This window comes from Microvirga guangxiensis (assembly GCF_900102135.1).
Lineage (GTDB): Bacteria > Pseudomonadota > Alphaproteobacteria > Rhizobiales > Beijerinckiaceae > Microvirga > Microvirga guangxiensis.
On sequence record NZ_FMVJ01000016.1, the window covers coordinates 37,760 to 53,697 of the forward strand.

At 62.9% G+C, this 15,938-nt stretch carries 15 protein-coding genes and 1 tRNA gene; 9 read left to right on the top strand and 7 right to left on the bottom strand.

What is annotated here, in order from left to right:
• Positions 1-43: 43 nt before the first annotated feature.
• Positions 44-1,468, top strand: coding sequence for an FAD-dependent oxidoreductase (locus tag BLP10_RS20415; RefSeq protein WP_091138869.1), 1,425 nt, complete (start codon positions 44-46; stop codon positions 1,466-1,468).
• Positions 1,469-1,545: 77 nt separating this feature from the next.
• Here BLP10_RS20415 and BLP10_RS20420 read toward each other — a convergent pair whose 3' ends face one another.
• The 4 genes from BLP10_RS20420 to aroA all read right to left on the bottom strand — a co-directional run bounded on the left by BLP10_RS20420 (position 1,546) and on the right by aroA (position 4,799).
• Positions 1,546-1,923, bottom strand: a complete 378-nt coding sequence (locus tag BLP10_RS20420; RefSeq protein WP_091138872.1) for a methylglyoxal synthase — start codon at positions 1,921-1,923, stop codon at positions 1,546-1,548.
• Positions 1,924-1,934: 11 nt separating this feature from the next.
• Complete coding sequence (locus BLP10_RS20425; RefSeq protein WP_091138874.1) at positions 1,935-2,741, bottom strand: DUF1194 domain-containing protein; 807 nt, start codon at positions 2,739-2,741, stop codon at positions 1,935-1,937.
• A 73-nt stretch (positions 2,742-2,814) separates the two neighbouring features.
• On the bottom strand, positions 2,815-3,444 hold the full coding sequence (gene cmk, locus BLP10_RS20430; RefSeq protein WP_091138877.1) for a (d)CMP kinase: 630 nt from the start codon (positions 3,442-3,444) through the stop codon (positions 2,815-2,817).
• An 8-nt stretch (positions 3,445-3,452) separates the two neighbouring features.
• Positions 3,453-4,799: a 3-phosphoshikimate 1-carboxyvinyltransferase gene (aroA, locus tag BLP10_RS20435; protein WP_091138879.1), complete on the bottom strand. Its 1,347-nt coding sequence runs from the start codon at positions 4,797-4,799 to the stop codon at positions 3,453-3,455.
• A gap of 174 nt (positions 4,800-4,973) precedes the next feature.
• On the opposite strand from aroA, the gene BLP10_RS20440 reads away from it, so the two are divergent.
• From BLP10_RS20440 to BLP10_RS20450, 3 genes are all read left to right on the top strand, one after another.
• Positions 4,974-5,354 carry a TIGR02300 family protein gene (locus BLP10_RS20440; RefSeq protein WP_091138881.1) on the top strand — a complete coding sequence of 127 codons (381 nt, stop codon included), beginning with the start codon at positions 4,974-4,976 and terminating at the stop codon, positions 5,352-5,354.
• Between the two features lie 60 nt (positions 5,355-5,414).
• Positions 5,415-5,490 (top strand) — tRNA-Ala (locus tag BLP10_RS20445).
• Between the two features lie 160 nt (positions 5,491-5,650).
• Entirely contained in the window at positions 5,651-7,852 is a 2,202-nt protein-coding gene (locus BLP10_RS20450; RefSeq protein ID WP_091138883.1) for a malate synthase G, read from the top strand.
• Positions 7,853-7,890: 38 nt separating this feature from the next.
• Here the strand turns inward: BLP10_RS20450 and BLP10_RS20455 are convergent, their stop codons facing one another.
• Both BLP10_RS20455 and pxpB read right to left on the bottom strand, forming a co-directional pair.
• Positions 7,891-8,925 (bottom strand): 5-oxoprolinase subunit C family protein, encoded by a 1,035-nt coding sequence (locus tag BLP10_RS20455; RefSeq protein WP_091138885.1) that lies wholly within the window; start codon positions 8,923-8,925, stop codon positions 7,891-7,893.
• On the bottom strand, positions 8,922-9,644 hold the full coding sequence (pxpB, locus tag BLP10_RS20460) for a 5-oxoprolinase subunit PxpB (RefSeq protein WP_091138888.1): 723 nt from the start codon (positions 9,642-9,644) through the stop codon (positions 8,922-8,924). The genes BLP10_RS20455 and pxpB overlap by 4 nt, the downstream gene beginning before the upstream one ends.
• Positions 9,645-9,864: 220 nt before the next feature.
• On the opposite strand from pxpB, the gene BLP10_RS20465 reads away from it, so the two are divergent.
• Positions 9,865-10,650, top strand: a complete 786-nt coding sequence (locus BLP10_RS20465) for a 3-hydroxybutyrate dehydrogenase (RefSeq protein ID WP_175493988.1) — start codon at positions 9,865-9,867, stop codon at positions 10,648-10,650.
• A gap of 51 nt (positions 10,651-10,701) precedes the next feature.
• Here the strand turns inward: BLP10_RS20465 and pip are convergent, their stop codons facing one another.
• The gene (gene pip, locus BLP10_RS20470) at positions 10,702-11,646 is read right to left on the bottom strand and encodes a prolyl aminopeptidase (RefSeq protein ID WP_091138893.1); all 945 of its coding nucleotides are present in this window, start codon (positions 11,644-11,646) and stop codon (positions 10,702-10,704) included.
• Positions 11,647-11,813: 167 nt separating this feature from the next.
• Here pip and BLP10_RS20475 point away from each other — a divergent pair, with 167 nt between their 5' ends.
• The 4 genes from BLP10_RS20475 to BLP10_RS20490 all read left to right on the top strand — a co-directional run bounded on the left by BLP10_RS20475 (position 11,814) and on the right by BLP10_RS20490 (position 15,749).
• Complete coding sequence (locus tag BLP10_RS20475; RefSeq protein ID WP_091138896.1) at positions 11,814-12,887, top strand: extracellular solute-binding protein; 1,074 nt, start codon at positions 11,814-11,816, stop codon at positions 12,885-12,887.
• Positions 12,888-12,953: 66 nt separating this feature from the next.
• On the top strand, positions 12,954-14,039 hold the full coding sequence (locus BLP10_RS20480) for an ABC transporter ATP-binding protein (protein WP_091138898.1): 1,086 nt from the start codon (positions 12,954-12,956) through the stop codon (positions 14,037-14,039).
• Positions 14,036-14,905, top strand: coding sequence for an ABC transporter permease (locus BLP10_RS20485; RefSeq protein WP_091138901.1), 870 nt, complete (start codon positions 14,036-14,038; stop codon positions 14,903-14,905). The genes BLP10_RS20480 and BLP10_RS20485 overlap by 4 nt, the downstream gene beginning before the upstream one ends.
• Positions 14,906-14,909: 4 nt before the next feature.
• Positions 14,910-15,749 (top strand): ABC transporter permease, encoded by an 840-nt coding sequence (locus tag BLP10_RS20490; RefSeq protein WP_091138904.1) that lies wholly within the window; start codon positions 14,910-14,912, stop codon positions 15,747-15,749.
• The last annotated feature ends 189 nt before the right edge of the window (positions 15,750-15,938 follow it).

The following is a 15,938-nucleotide window of genomic DNA, read 5'->3' on the forward strand; positions in this document are numbered from 1 at the left end:
TTGCGACAGATAACTGTCTTACAAAACTACGGCAGGGGTGGCGATGAGCGAAGTCGTTCGGGTGGAGGATAAGGCCTTCGATTTTACTGTCCCTGTAGTGATCGTCGGAGCAGGGGCCGCGGGATTGGTCGCAGGCTTGGCCGCTCAGGAGGCTGGTGCCGATGTCCTGGTGCTTGAACGCGATGCGCTCCCGCGCGGATCGACCGCCCTATCGGCAGGATTGATTCCGGCTGCCGCGACCCGCTGGCAACGGGAGGCCGGTATCGCCGACGATCCGGAGCGATTTGCATCGGACATCATGTCCAAGGCGAAGGGAGAGCCGGATCCGGCTCTGGTCGACCTTGTCGTGCGGGAGGTCGGCCCTGCGATCGAATGGTTGAGCGATGCTTACGGGCTTGCCTTCTCGGTGGTCGACGACTTCAGCTATCCGGGTCACTCTGCGAGACGGATGCACGGACTTCCAAGCCGCTCCGGCGAAGAACTGATCGATGCGCTTCGCGGAGCGGCGGAGGCCGCCGGAATCGAGATCCTCTGCGAGGCTCATGTCACCACGCTGTTCGTTAATGACAGCGGTCGCGTCCTTGGCCTTCGCTTCGCGCGGCCTGACGGCACCACAGAGGAGATCGGCTGCGGGCAGCTGATCCTTGCCTGCAACGGGTACGGTGGAAACAAGGAACTGGTGAACCGTCACATCCCCTCCTTGGCTCAGGCTTTGTATTTCGGCCACCCGGGCAATCAGGGCGATGCCCTCCTGTGGGGAGAGGCGCTTGGCGCAGCCACGCGACACCTGTCGGGACACCAGGGGCATGGCTCCGTTGCGCACCCTGCCGGCATTCTCATCACGTGGGCGACGATGACCGAGGGCGGTGTCCAGGTGAACATCCGAGGCGAGCGCTTCTCAAACGAGTCTCAAGGCTATTCCGAGCAGGCGGCGGAGGTCCTCAAACAGCCCGAGGGCGTGGCTTGGGCAATCTTCGACGAGAGGATTGCCGGCATTGCGCGCCAATTCGAGGACTTCAAGCGCGCGGAGGCCATGGGGGCCGTTCTATCCGCCGAGACGTGGGATGATCTGGCTGTCCGAATGGGCGTGCCAGTGGAGAATTTCTCGGCGACGATGGCCGAAGTCACGCGGTTGAAAGCCGGCGAAGGCAAGGATTCCTTCGGGCGCCATTTCGAAGGATTAGCCCCTCTGTCCCCCCGCTTCATGGCGGTGCGGGTGACGGGGGCGCTTTTCCATACCCAAGGCGGGCTTGTGATCGACCGCGACGCCCGGGTTATGGACACGAGCTCCGCACCGCTTGACAACCTCTTCGCAGCAGGCGGGGCGGCCTGCGGGGTATCGGGGTCCAAGGCCGCAGGCTATCTCTCGGGCAATGGTCTCCTGACGGCTGTAGCGCTAGGCCGGATTGCCGGCCGGGCCGCCGGCCGTGCCGAGGTTGAAAAGTCGTCCCCGGACGCAGCGCGATAAAGCATCCTCTCCATGTGAGATGGGTTGATCGCCATTGTCCTTGGCGGGCGATCAACTGCTTGCCGCTTCGAGGCTCGTCAATCTCTAAACGACTCGATCAGCCGCTCCGCCGTGGCGCGGTTGAGCGCCATCGGGATGTTGTAGACAAGGGCGAGGCGCATCAGGGCCTTCACGTCCACATCATGGGGATGCGGCGAGAGAGGATCCACGAAAAAGAACAGCGCATCGATCCTGCCTTCCGCGATCAAGGCGCCGATCTGCTGGTCGCCGCCGAGCGGGCCGCTTTTCAAGCGCGTGACGGAAAGGGCTGGACAGCGCTCCATGATGCGGCCCCCGGTCGTGCCGGTGGCAAAAAGCGTGCAGGGGCGAATGTCGTTCTCGAACATGGCCACGAAATCGGCCATGTCGTTCTTCTTGGCGTCGTGGGCGACGAGCGCCAAAGTCAGCTGCTTCATGAGATTGCGGCTCAGTTGCTCCAGCGGTCGCGCCACTGCATCTCGCCGGCCAGGCAATTCGTGGGGGGCGCACTCTGAATGCGTTTGATGAGGGGAGGCTGTTCGGGCATGAGGTTGGCGATCTCAAGCAGGATCTTGGTCTTGATGGCCTCGATGAACTGGTCGCGCTCACGGACGGGAACCGTGAAAGCTCCCTGGCCGCCGATCACGCAGTCTTTGTAATAAACGTCGAGTTCGGGGATGTCGAGGTAGCCAGGCTTGCGCAGCATGATCGGCAATCCGTTGATGGTGATGCCCTTGGCAAGTGCCTCGTCGCGGGCCTGCGACACGCCTCGTCCCTGGTTGTTGGGACCGTCGCCCGATACGTCGATCACCTGTCGCGTGGCCTGCATCCCGCTGCTTTCGAGCAGACCCACGCTGTAATCGATGGCGCTCGAGATCGAGGTCCGCTGCGCGCGACGCAGCGGGGTCGAGGAGATTCTGTCTGCGAAGGCCATCAGGCTTTCGGGGTTGTCGAGAACCGTCCAAGGCACGATCACCTTCTGGTCCGGCGATCCGGCCCATTCCATGTAGGTGACTGCGATCTTGCCGATCATGCCGCTGCGGATCGCATCATGCACCTGGCTTGAGCGGAAGGCTTGCGCGAAACCCTCCCGCTGCAGGGCCTGCTCGTCCGTATCCATGGAGAAGGAGATGTCGACGGCAACCACGAGGGCGAGGTCGACTTCCGTGTCGCTCTGCGCCCATGCGGGTTGAGCAAGGCACGTCCAAAGCAAAGCTAGTCCTGCGGCCAGATGGGTAAGCCTTGAGCAAACCATCGTATTCTCCTTGGAAGGGGAGGCGGACTGGTTTGTTCAGTGTGCCAGCTTCTGACGCCAGCGCAAGGTTAGGTTATGCTCGGCCAACCTTGGCTTTGACGAAAGCGAGCGCCGCCTGGAACGCCGCATTTGCATCGAGATGCGTCGTATCGAGCGTGATCGCATCGGCGGCAGGCTTCAGGGGAGCCGATACCCGGTTCATGTCGCGCTCGTCGCGGCGACGAATATCCTCAAGAATTGTGGAGTATTCCGTCTGCTCGCCCCGGTTCTGGAGTTCCAGATGGCGGCGGCGCGCACGTTCTTCGGGAGCGGCCGTGATGAAAAGTTTCACATCTGCGTGAGGGCAGACCACGGTGCCGATATCGCGCCCGTCCAGCACCGCTCCAGGGGGCTGCTCGGCGAATCCGCGCTGGAAGGCGAGGAGGGCATCGCGAACAGGCTGATAGCCGGAGATCACGGAGGCCGCCTCTCCCATCTGGGCTCCCCGCAGGCGCGGATCGTCGAGATGGGTTACGTCCAGATTGAGTGCAACCTCGTGGGCCGCATCCCGATCGTTCAGGTCGAGGTCCCGGTCGAGCATCACGCGGGCGACGGCCCTGTAGAGCAGGCCTGTGTCGAGATGCGCGAAACTGAAATGCTCCGAGAGGCGCTTGCCCAGGGTTCCCTTGCCCGATGCGGCAGGGCCGTCGATGGCGATGATCATGACCGGCTTCAATCCTGAATGACGGCGCCGAGTTCGCGCATGAGCGGGATGAATGAAGGGAAGCTCGTCGCGATCATGGCGCCGTCATCCACGCTCATCGCTTCCTGGGAGGCAAGGCCCATCACGAGGAAGGCCATGGCGATGCGGTGATCGAGATGCGTCTTCACCGGGTTGCCTCCGCCACGCACCGTCCTGGAGCCATGGACGATGAGGTCGTCGCCGTCGATCTCATGCTCGACGCCGGCTTCGGCGAGGCCCGCCGCCACGGCGGCGAGGCGATCGGACTCCTTCACGCGCAGCTCATGAAGGCCCTGCATCCGGGTGGTGCCCTCGGCGAAGGCGGCCGCGACTGCGAGGATCGGGTATTCGTCGATCATGGCGGGTGCCCGCGCATGAGGGACCGTGACGCCGGTGAGCTTGCTGTGGCGCACTCGCAGGTCCGCCACGGTCTCTCCGCCTTCGTCGCGCTCGTTCAGGCGCTCGATGGAGGCTCCCATCTCCAGGAGGGTGGTGATGAGCCCGGTGCGCAGCGGGTTCATCATCACGCCCTCGATCACGATGTCCGATCCGGGAGTGATCAAAGCCGCCACGAGCGGGAAGGCCGCGGAGGAGGGGTCGGTCGGCACCACGATCTCCGTGCCGCGAAGCTCGGGCTGGCCGTGAAGGGTCACGGCGCGGCCATCCGCTCCGTGGGGGGCAACCTCGACCGTTGCGCCGAAATGGCGCAGCATCCGCTCCGTGTGGTCGCGGGTCGCTTCGCGCTCGATCACGGTTGTCTTGCCGGGGGAGTTGAGACCGGCAAGCAGGATCGCCGACTTGATCTGGGCCGAGGCCGCAGGGGTCTCGTAGGTGATCGGCAGGGTTTCCTTCGGGCCGCGCAGGGTCAGGGGCACGCGCCCGCCCTCGGCCTCGCTCACCACGGTGACGCCCATCTGGACCAGCGGATCGAGGATGCGGCGCATGGGACGTTTGCGGAGGGAAGCATCGCCGTCGAAAGTGGCCGTGATCGGGTGGCTGCCGGCCACGCCCATCATGAGGCGCGAGCCAGTGCCCGCATTGCCGAAATCGAGGATATCCTTGGGCTCGACAAGACCGCCGATGCCCATGCCCTTGATCCGCCAGCGGCCGGGGGCCTCCCGGTTAATGGTGGCGCCGAGAGCCCGGCAGGCTTCGGCCGTGCGCAGCACGTCGTCGCCTTCGAGCAGGCCCTCCACCCGGGTTTCGCCAATGGACAGAAGGCCGAAGATCATGGAGCGGTGGGAGATCGACTTGTCGCCAGGAACGCGGATGCGCCCCTTCAGGGCATTACCAGACCTGCTGGAGACGGGGGTGGCAGGGCCATGGGCGTGGGACATTCTCTTCGTTCCTTGGAGCCTTCTCTTCGGGCGGCCTCTAACACGCGCGTCACGCGCCGTCACGCGCAAGGTGGAGGGGAAGGGCGCTTCAACGCAATTTCCCATTTGACAAGGCCTGCCCTCATGACTAACGGGTGCCTTCCCAACCATTCACTTCCATGAAGGCAATCACCCGTGGCCAAACCGGAACTCGGCTTGAAGCGCCAGTGCATGAGCTGCGGCGCGAAATTCTACGATCTCAACAGGGACCCGGCGGTCTGCCCGAAATGCGGCACCGTCTTCCAGGCTGTGGCCCTGAGCCGCGCCGCTGCGCCCGCAGTCGCCCGCGCCGCCAAAGATGACGACGAGGATACCGAGCTGGAAGCTGCCGGTCCGGAGATGGTCTCCCTCGATGAGGTCGAGGCTGGCGAGAACGAGAAGGACGTCTCGGTCGATGACGACATCGACGTGGGCGACGACGACACCGACGACACTTTCCTCGAGGACGAGGAAGAGGGCGACGATGACGTGTCCGATCTGATCGACAGCGATCTCGAAGACGACGAAGAGGCTTGAACCTCAGGCGAGAGCCGATTATAGAGACGCCGCGGCGCCCCAAACGCCGCGGATTTCAAAGGGGCCATAGCTCAGCTGGGAGAGCGCTTGCATGGCATGCAAGAGGTCGGCGGTTCGATCCCGCCTGGCTCCACCAAATCCCCAAAAACAGCCGCCTCCGGGCGGCTTTTTTGTTGTCCGCTTCGTTTTGTGCGGTGCATCAGCCCTTTGTCTCATGGAAAGGGCGGCCATCTTCATTTTTAGTCGCTGCGCCTTAAGCTAAGGCTTGGAATGTTCACTCCACGAAAGCGGGAACAATGACGCGCGTCCAGACGAACGGCCTCCAGATTGCACCGGTCCTCCACGACTTCATCGAAAAGGAGGCCCTCAGCGGCACGGGCGTATCGGCGGAAGCCTTCTGGACGGGGCTGGCCGGCCTCGTACGGGATTTCGCTCCCCGCGACCGCGAGCTTCTCGCCGTTCGCGACAAGCTCCAGGCCCAGATCGACGATTATCATCGCGCCCGGGCCGGACGTCCCATCGATCAGGCCGAATACGAGCGCTTCCTGCGTGACATCGGCTATGTGCTGCCCGAGCCGGAGGATTTCTCGGTTGGAACTCAGAATGTGGACGACGAAATCGCCCACATCGCCGGGCCTCAGCTCGTGGTGCCGGTTTCCAATGCCCGCTATGCGCTGAACGCCGCCAATGCCCGCTGGGGCAGCCTCTACGATGCCCTGTACGGCACGGATGCGATCTCCGAGGAGAATGGCGCGAACCGCTCCGGCGGCTACAACAAGGTGCGCGGCGCCAAGGTGGTGGACCGCGCCCGCGAATTGCTCGACCAGGCCGCGCCGCTCGCCAAGGGCAGCCACAAGGATGCGTCGGCTTATGCCCTCCATGGCGGAGCCCTTGCGGTGAAATTGCGCGACGGCACCGAAACCGGGCTGCGGGATGCCGGGCAGCTGGCTGGCTTCCAGGGCGATGCGGCGAATCCTTCGGCCATTCTGCTGCGCCACAACAACCTGCATATCGAGATCAAGATCGACCCCTCGAACCCCATCGGGGCCGACGATCCGGCAGGTGTGGCCGATCTCATCGTCGAATCGGCCATTTCCACCATCATGGACTTGGAAGATTCGGTGGCGGCGGTGGATGCAGACGACAAGGTCGACGTCTACCGCACCTGGCTCGGCCTCATGAAGGGCGATCTCGTCGAGAGCTTCGAGAAGGGCGGCCGCATTGTCGAGCGCAAGCTGAATCCTGATCGCATCTACACCGCGCCCAATGGCGGCGAGGTCCGCCTCCACGGCCGCAGCCTCATGCTGGTGCGCAATGTGGGCCACCACATGTTCACCGATGCGGTGCTGGATGATGCAGGCAAGGAAATCCCGGAAACCATCCTCGACGCGGCGGTGACCGCGTTGATCGCGATACACGACCTGAAGGGCGGCAGCGCATTCCGCAACAGCCGTACGGGTTCGATCTACATCGTGAAGCCCAAGATGCATGGGCCGGACGAGGTGGCTTTCGCCAGCGATCTTTTCTCCGCGGTGGAGGACATGCTAGGGTTGGACCGCAACACGCTGAAGATGGGCATCATGGACGAGGAGCGCCGCACCACGGTCAACCTCAAGGCCTGCATCCGTGCGGCAGCCGACCGCATCTTCTTCATCAACACGGGGTTCCTCGACCGCACAGGCGACGAGATCCACACCTCGATGGAAGCAGGCCCGATGATCCGCAAGAACGACATGAAGTCGACCGCGTGGATCAAAGCCTACGAGGACAACAACGTGGATGTCGGCCTGCTCTGCGGATTGCCGGGGCATGCGCAGATCGGCAAGGGCATGTGGGCTGCGCCCGACAAGATGGCCGACATGATGGCGCAGAAGATCGGTCATCCGCAGGCAGGCGCGAACACCGCCTGGGTGCCGTCCCCGACGGCCGCGACGTTGCATGCGCTGCATTATCATCAGATGAGCGTGCATGGCCACCAGGCCGAGCTGAAGTCACGTTCGCGCGCCAAGCTCTCGGATATTCTGACCATTCCCGTGTCGCAATCGAACTGGGCGCCCGATGCGGTGCAGCAGGAGCTCGACAACAATTGCCAGGGCATTCTGGGTTACGTGGTGCGCTGGATCGATCAGGGCGTCGGCTGCTCGAAGGTGCCCGACATTCACGATGTCGGATTGATGGAAGACCGCGCGACCTTGCGCATCTCCAGCCAGCATCTCGCGAACTGGCTGCGCCATGGCATCGTCAGCGAGGATCAGGTGATGCAGACCCTGCGCCGCATGGCGGAGGTCGTGGATCGGCAGAATGCCGGTGACCCGCTCTACAGGCCGATGGCACCGGGCTTCAACGGCCCCGCCTTCCAGGCAGCCTGCGACCTCATTTTCAAAGGGGCGGCGCAGCCCAATGGCTACACTGAATACGTGCTGCACGAGCGCCGTCGCGAGGCGAAGGCCGCAGGCGCAGCGGATCGCTCGGATGAAAGCGGCGTCAAAACCAAATAAAAAGGAACGGGGCGCTGGTTTCAGCGCCCCGAATTATCTCAAGGTGTGTGGTCGGAGGCTTTGGGTGACAGCGCATCCACCATGCCGCCGATCAGGTTGGTGCTTAACAGATGTTCGGTCGTAAGATCGAAGCGCAGCGGCACGAGGGCTGACGGAAGCGCGTCGATCCAATCCTTCATCTGACGCGCGGCCGCCACCGCTTCATCGCGAGACACGGCTCTGAAGCGCAAAGCCGTGCCGGGACGCATCTGCGCGAAGCGCGCGAGATCGGCGCTGATGATCGTCGCGATCTTCGGGTAGCCGCCCGCCGTCTGCCGGTCACGCATGAGCACGATGGGGAGGCCGCTGCCCGGAACCTGGATGTGGCCGTCAACGATGCCGTCGGACACGATGTTGAAGCCTTTCGCATGTTCGAGCTGAGGGCCGTTGAGCTGAAAGCCCATGCGGTCGGCCTGGGGGCTGATAGTGAATTCAGCGTTCAGGAACGTGCAGATTGCGTCTTGCGTGAAGTAATCGTCCTGCGGCCCCATGATCACACGGATGGGGCCGTTTTCTTCGAGAGGGTCGAGCGGCAGATGCATCGGCGCAACCTGCTGTGCACCCGGCCCGCAGGGGAGACGATCGCCGGCCTTCACCGGAGCGCCTTTCAGTCCACCGAGACGCGAGCGCGGATGATATGAGAGGCTGCCCAGTTGCGGCTCGATCAGGAAACCGCCCGCGACCGCGAGATAGGCGAAGGTGCCGGCGCGCGCGTGCCCGACCTTCAGCACATCGCCTTCCCGCAGCACCATGGTCGTATTCGGCTCGACGGGCGCATCGTTGATGCTGGCCGTGCAGCCTGCCCCGGCGAGAGCCACACTGATTTCGCCGTCATTGCAGGTGAAGCTGCCCCCGAGATTCATGAACTCGATGGCAGCCGTTTCCGGCGCATTGCCGACGAGTGCATTGGCCATGGCGAGGCATCGACGATCCATGGCGCCCGATGGCGATACGCCGAAGCCCTGATAGCCGATGCGGCCCCAATCCTGCAGGCTCGTCATCGGGCCGCAGCTTTGCACCACAAGGTTGGTCATGCGCTCACCCGCTCCGCAACGGGCGCACCGGCAAGGGCGGCCATCTCGAGATCATCCCATCGGGAGGCGTCCATGGGCTCGAACACGATCTCGTCTCCGGCGGCGAACAGGAAGGCGGGCTCACGCTCCGGCGCATAGCTCAGGACCGGCGTACGCCCCAGAAGATGCCAGCCGCTCGGCATCTCCATGGGCACGATGCCTGCCTGCTCACCGCCGATCATGATCGATCCGCTTGGAACCTTCAGGCGCGGCTGCGTGCGCCGCGATGTGGCAATGCGTGGATCGAGGCCGCCGAGATAAGCGAAGCCCGGCAGGAAGCCGATCATATAGATCCTGTAGACGGCACTCGTATGGATCTCGATGAGCTGAGAGGGCGTCAAGCCATGGAGCTGCGCCACATCTTCCAGGTCGATTCCATATTCACCGCCATAGACCACAGGCACGCGCCAGCGTGTGCCGGTTGCGCTTTGCGGCTGAAGATCACGCGTCGCTTCTTCGAGCCGGCGGATGAGAGCCTCGTAATCCAGCACGGTGGGATCGAATTGCAGGGTCAGCGAGCGGTAGGTGGGAACCGTTTCGATGAGGCCTGCAGGCGGGTTGTCCCGCAGCAGGGCATCGAGCGCCAGCACCTTGCCGTTCAGCTCGGGCGCGATCGTGCTCCCGAACTCGACGGTCAAGGCGCTGTCTCCGCAGGGAAGGAAGCGTGGTGTCTGCACCATTCACCCATTCAATCGTTGCTGCCGATCTGTCTCACATTGGCAAGGGGGCGACAATGGCAAGAACTGCCCTAAAGTCATGCGCAGGGAGCAGGTGAGGGTAGCTCCCGCCGGGAGTTCCGGCATTCTCCTTTTTGCTAGGCTCAACCCGGCTTTCCCCTTTGTGCTATGTCAGACTTTCCTTGAGAGCCCTGGGGTCCGAGCGGCCCGTGCGGAGTAGATCATGACCTTGAAATCCAAGAACGCCGTCATCACCGGCTCCACCAGCGGAATCGGCCTCGCCATCGCCCGGGCGCTTGCCAAGGAAGGCGCGAACGTGGTCATCAACGGCCTCGGCGATGCGGCCGAGATCGAGAAGACCCGCGCCGCCATCGAAAGCGAATTCGGCGTAAAAGCAATTTATTCGCCGGCCAACATGCTGAAGGGCGATGAGATTGCCGACATGATCCATGAGGCCGAGAAGTCGCTCGGCAGCGTCGATATTCTCGTCAACAACGCCGGCATTCAGTTCGTCTCTCCGGTGGAAGAGTTTCCGGTCGAGAAGTGGGATCAGATCATCGCGATCAATCTCTCCTCGGCCTTCCACGCCATTCGCACTGCGGTTCCTGGCATGAAGGCCCGCAAATGGGGCCGCATCATCAACACGGCCTCCGCGCACTCCCTTGTGGCCTCGCCGTTCAAATCGGCCTACGTGGCCGCCAAGCACGGTATCGCAGGCCTCACCAAGACCGTGGCGCTGGAAGTGGCGACACATGGCGTCACGGTGAACTGCATCAGCCCCGGCTATGTCTGGACGCCGCTGGTCGAGAACCAGATCCCCGACACCATGAAGGCCCGCGGCCTCTCCAAGGAGCAGGTGATCAACGACGTTCTGCTGGAGGCGCAGCCCACCAAGCAATTCGTGACCGTGGATCAGGTGGCGGCGCTGGCGGTGTTCCTCTGCTCCGATGCGGCAAGCCAGATGACCGGCACGAACCTCTCCATGGATGGAGGCTGGGTCGCGAAGTAACGTGGGTGAGCGTCATCCCGGACGAAGCGAAGCGCAGATCCGGGATGAAGACTAGCGATCCGCGAACGAATCCGTTGCTTCGATGAGGTGATGCAGGATGCCGGGTTCCGTCACCGCGTGGCCCGCATCCGGCACCATGATGAACTGCGCCTCGGGCCAGGCTCTGTGCAGGTCCCATGCCGTCTTCGCCGGAGTGGCGACGTCGTAACGGCCCTGGATGATCACGCCCGGAATGCCTTTCAGCTTATGGGCATCCCGGATCAACTGACCTTCCTCGAACCATCCCTCGTTGACGAAGTAATGGTTCTCGATCCGCGCGAATGCGATGGCGTAGTGCTCGTCGCCGAATTGGTCGCTGAAATCCTGGTTGTGCAGCAGAGTGATGGTCTCGCCCTCCCACAGGCTCCAGGCCTTTGCGGCCTCTCGTTGGACGGCAGGGTCCGGGTGGGTCAGGCGCTTGCGGTAGGCGGCCATCAGATCGCCGCGCTCATTCTCCGGGATGGGGGCGAGATAGCGCTCCCATTTGTCGGGAAAGATCCAGGACGCGCCTTCCTGATAATACCAGAGCAGTTCTGCCCGGCGCAGGGTGAATATTCCGCGCAGCACCAACTCGGTCACGCGTTCCGGGTGGGTCTCCGCATAGGCGAGAGCGAGCGTCGAGCCCCAGGAGCCGCCGAACACCATCCACTTGTCGACACCGAGCATCTCGCGCAGGCGCTCGATATCGGCCACGAGATGCCAGGTCGTGTTGTTATCGAGGCTTGCATAGGGCGTCGAGCGCCCGCAGCCGCGCTGATCGAAGAGCAGGATCCTGTACTTCTTCGGGTCGAACAGCCTCCGCTGCGTCGGTGAGCAGCCGCCGCCGGGGCCCCCATGGAGAAACACTACGGGCTTGCCATCGGGATTGCCGCACAATTCCCAATAGACCCGGTGTCCATCCCCCACATCGAGCATGCCATGATCGTAGGGTTCGATTTCGGGATAGAAGGTGCGCATGGCGGGAAGCTCCGGAATAACGGAGCTTATCCTTACCGGCAGGGTCGAACCCTGTCACCTCCGAAGGGTTCATGGGCCAGTTTTAAGACCCCCTAGCGTGTCGTTGCACTGTCATATAACTTTGCAACTGGGGAACAGGGTAATAGCCCGTCCACATGGAGGAAGAAATGTTGACCAAGCGCGCCAGCCTGAAGCTGGCTACGGCTTTCGCCGCTCTGATGATCGCTGGATCGGCTCATGCCGCCGAGAAGCTCCGGCTCCTGACCTGGTCGGGTTATGCACCGGCAGACGTGATCGAGCAGTTCAAGAAGGAAACCGGCATCGAGGTGGAGGTCACGACCTCCAACAATGAGGAGATCATCTCCAAGCTGCGCGCGACGCAGGGCGCAGGCTTCGATATCGTGCAGCCGAGCCAGGACCGCATCGCAGGCCCGCAGACGGAGTTCGGCATCTACAAGCCGCTCGATCTCTCCAAGATCAAATCCGACCAGTTCATCGCCTCCATGCTGGAAGCGACCAAGAAGAACACCAGTGTCGACGGCAAGGTCTACGGCGTTCCCCACATCTGGGGCACAGACGGTCTTGTGGTGAACACGAAGGCTGCTCCCAAGGTCGCTGATTACAACGATCTCTGCGATCCGTCGCTCGCGGGCAAGACCAGCTTCCGCGCCAAGCGTCCCGCGTTGATCGCGTTCGCCTTCGCCAACGGCATGGACCCCTTCGCCGCCTATGGTGATGCGAAGGCTTATGCCGCCCTGATGGAGAAGGTCGGCGCCAAGCTCGCGGAGTGCAAGAAGAACGTGAAGTTCTTCTGGGAAGGGTCTGACCAGCTTCTCAACGCCGTGCGCTCGGGTGAGATCGTCGCCGCCATGGCATGGGATACGGGCGGCTGGAAGCTCAATGCCGAGAATGCCGACATGAAGTTCATCGCGCCGAAGTCGGGCGCTCTAGGCTGGGTCGACACCTTCGCGATCCCCGCCAAGGGCCGCAACGACGACGCCGCCTACAAGTGGATCAACTTCAACATGCGTCCCGAGATCGCTGCGAAGGTCGCCGCCGCTGCCGGCAACTTCACGGCTTCCAACGGCGCCGACAAGCTCATGCAGGGCAAGCTGAAGGACCAGTTCGCCGAGAGCTTCCCGAAAGCCGCCATCGACAACATCAAGTGGTATCCGGCCGTGCCCGCTGGCCTCGAAGAAATCGAGGGCAAGGTTCTCGACCGCCTGAAGGCCGGTTCGTAATCATCCACTCTGTTTGACGACCATCCCCCGGCTTGTCCGGGGGATGGCTATTTCTGGCGCACGTCCATGGCACATTCCACCGATCTCGATCTCGTCAACGTCATCAAGCGTTTCGGCTCCCATGCAGCCGTCAACGATGTGAGCTTCAGCGTCGCTCCCGGCGAGTTCTTCTCCATTCTCGGACCATCCGGCTGCGGCAAGACCACATTGATGCGCATGATCGCGGGTTTCGAGAACCCAACCTCCGGCGACATCCGCATCCGCGGGAAGTCGATGATCGGCGTTCCGGCCAACAAGCGTCCGGTGAACATGGTGTTCCAGAGCCTTGCGCTCTTTCCCATGATGAGCGTGGGCGAGAATGTCGCTTACGGTCTCACCTGCCGCGACGTGTCTCGCGCGGAAGCAGAAGAACGTGCCAGCCGCATGCTGGAGCGCGTGGGTCTCAAAGGTTTCGGCGAGCGGCGCGTGACGGCCCTCTCCGGCGGCCAGCGCCAGCGCGTGGCGATTGCACGATGCCTTGTTCTCGAGCCGACGCTCGTGCTCCTGGATGAGCCGCTCGGCGCGCTCGACCTCAAATTGCGCGAGCATATGAAGATCGAGCTGAAGCAGCTGCAATCCACCTTCAACACGACATTCGCCTACATCACGCACGACCAGTCGGAAGCGCTCGTCATGTCCGACCGCATCGCGGTGATGAACCAGGGCAAATTCGAGCAGGTGGGCAGCCCCCGCGAGCTTTATCACAACCCTGCAACGCCTTTTGTCGCGAGCTTCGTCGGAGAGACGAACAAGTGGCAGGGCGAAGCGGCTGCAGCGGCCAACGGCGCCATTTCCGTGCGTTTGCCCTCTGGCACGGTGGTGCAAGGGCAGGGCAAGGTCGCGGACAAAGCCTCACTCGCTTTCGTGCGTCCGGAGGCCGTTGCTTTGGCGCAGGACGCCTCGGTGCTGAGCAGCCTGCCGAACCGTTTCGAGGGCCGCGTCTCGGCGGTTCTGTTCGATGGTGCGAATTCGAGCCTGCTGATCGACACTGCGGGTTTCGATCAGCCCGTCCGCGCGGTGCTGCCGCAAGCGGGGCCGCTCGCCGGCATCCAGGTTGGCGCGCCGATCCATGTGGGCTGGACGGCGGATGCCATGAAGGTGTTCGCCGCATGAGCCAGAAACCGGCCCGGAGCCTCACGCTCTTCCTTCTCCTGGCGCCGGCCGTCCTGTGGCTGGGCCTTCTCATCGTGCTGCCTCATGTGGAGATTCTCGTCCTCTCCTTCAGCGAGCGCGTGGCCCCGCGCGTCTATGCGTTCGGGTTCGGCAATTATCTCGAGTTCTTCACTGAGCCGCTCTATTGGCGCACTTTCGCGCGCACGGCGATCATGTCGATCATCGTAACCGCGCTTACCCTCGTTCTTGCCTTTCCCATCGCGCTCTACATCGCTCGTGTGGCGCAAGGTCGCCTGAAAGCGATGCTGCTGCTGCTTTGCCTGCTCCCGTTCTGGGTGTCGGAGCTCGTCCGCACGCTGGGCTGGATGATCCTGCTGCGCGAAACCGGCATCATCTCTTACACGTTGCGCGCCATCGGCCTCGCCGATCAGCCGGTGGAACTGCTCTACAACGATGGCGCAGTGATCCTGGGCCTCGTCTATGGCGGCCTGCTCTTCATGATCGTGCCGCTCGCCAATGCGTTGGAGAGCCTTGAGCCCTCGGTGGTGGAGGCAGGGTTCGATCTCGGCGGCAGCCGCTGGACGGTTCTGCGCCGCATCGTCATTCCTCATGCGATGCCCGGCATCGTTGCCGGATCGATCATCGTGTTCATGCTCACCGTCGGCAACTTCGCGACGCCGGTACTGCTCGGCGGCAAGAATGGATTGTGGTTCACGGAGCAGATCTACGCGCAGTTCATCACGCGCTTCAACTGGCCCCAGGGAGCAGCCTTCGGCATGCTCCTTCTCATGCTGTCCTCCGCTATCGTCTGGGCGGGCCTGCGCCTCACCGGACAGAGCCTCGGCACCACCTTGAAGCAGGCCTGACGCCATGAACCGCCCGTCTCTCTCCTGGAAGCTCTATATCGCGGCGTTCTATATCTTCCTGTTCGCGCCGCTCCTGGTCGTTGCGATCTTCGCTTTCAACGCGAGCCCGTTCCCATCGCCCCCGTGGCGCGGGTTTACGCTCGAATGGTTCACTGGCACTGGCACGGCGGTGGGTAAGCCCGGCGTATTGGTGGATCCGATCTGGCTCGACACCATCGCCAACAGCTTCAAGGTGGCGATCCCAGTGGCGCTGCTTGCGGTGCTCATCGGCACGGTGAATGCCTGGGTGCTGGAGCGCGCCGAATTTCCCGGCAAGACATTCCTGTCCATGATGATGCTCTGGCCGCTCGTCATTCCGGGCGTGGTGCTCGGCATCTCGATCCTCGCCTTTTTCTCGCGCGTGGCGAACGGACTGGAGGAGTGGCTTCAGACCGATCTCGATTTCCTGCGTCCCGGATTGTCCCTCGTGGTGCTCGGCCAGCTCTCGTTCATCCTGACGATCTCCACGCTCATCATCGCCGCGCGCCTGCGCAAATTCGACCGGTCGCTGGAAGAGGCTGCCTTCGATCTCGGCGCCAGCCGCGTGCGGGTGCTGCGCACGATCACGCTGCCCTTTTTGAGGCCCGCGCTCATTGGCGCTGGCCTCGTGGCGTTGCTGATGTCGTTCGAGAATTTCAACACGACCCTGATGCTCGTGGGCTCCGAGGCGCCGCTGCCGATCACCATGTATGGCCAGATGCGCGAGGGCGCATCACCGGCGATTAATGCGGTGAGCCTGCTGCTGATGCTGGGTGTGGGCGGGATCGCGAGCGTCTTCGCGCTGACGTCTAAGGCGGAGCGTTAACGAGCGCGGAAACTCTCAGTGAGATTTTAGCGCTCGTCGGCCTTATAGGCCACGCACGTATCCGTAAACGTGTAAGTCATCGTGACGGTTTGAAGCGACTGTACAAACGTCAAAACGATATGCCCTCTGCGTCCTGTCGATGGCATATTCGTTTTGAACTCGACGCTGTTCTCGGTCCATTTGACGTCC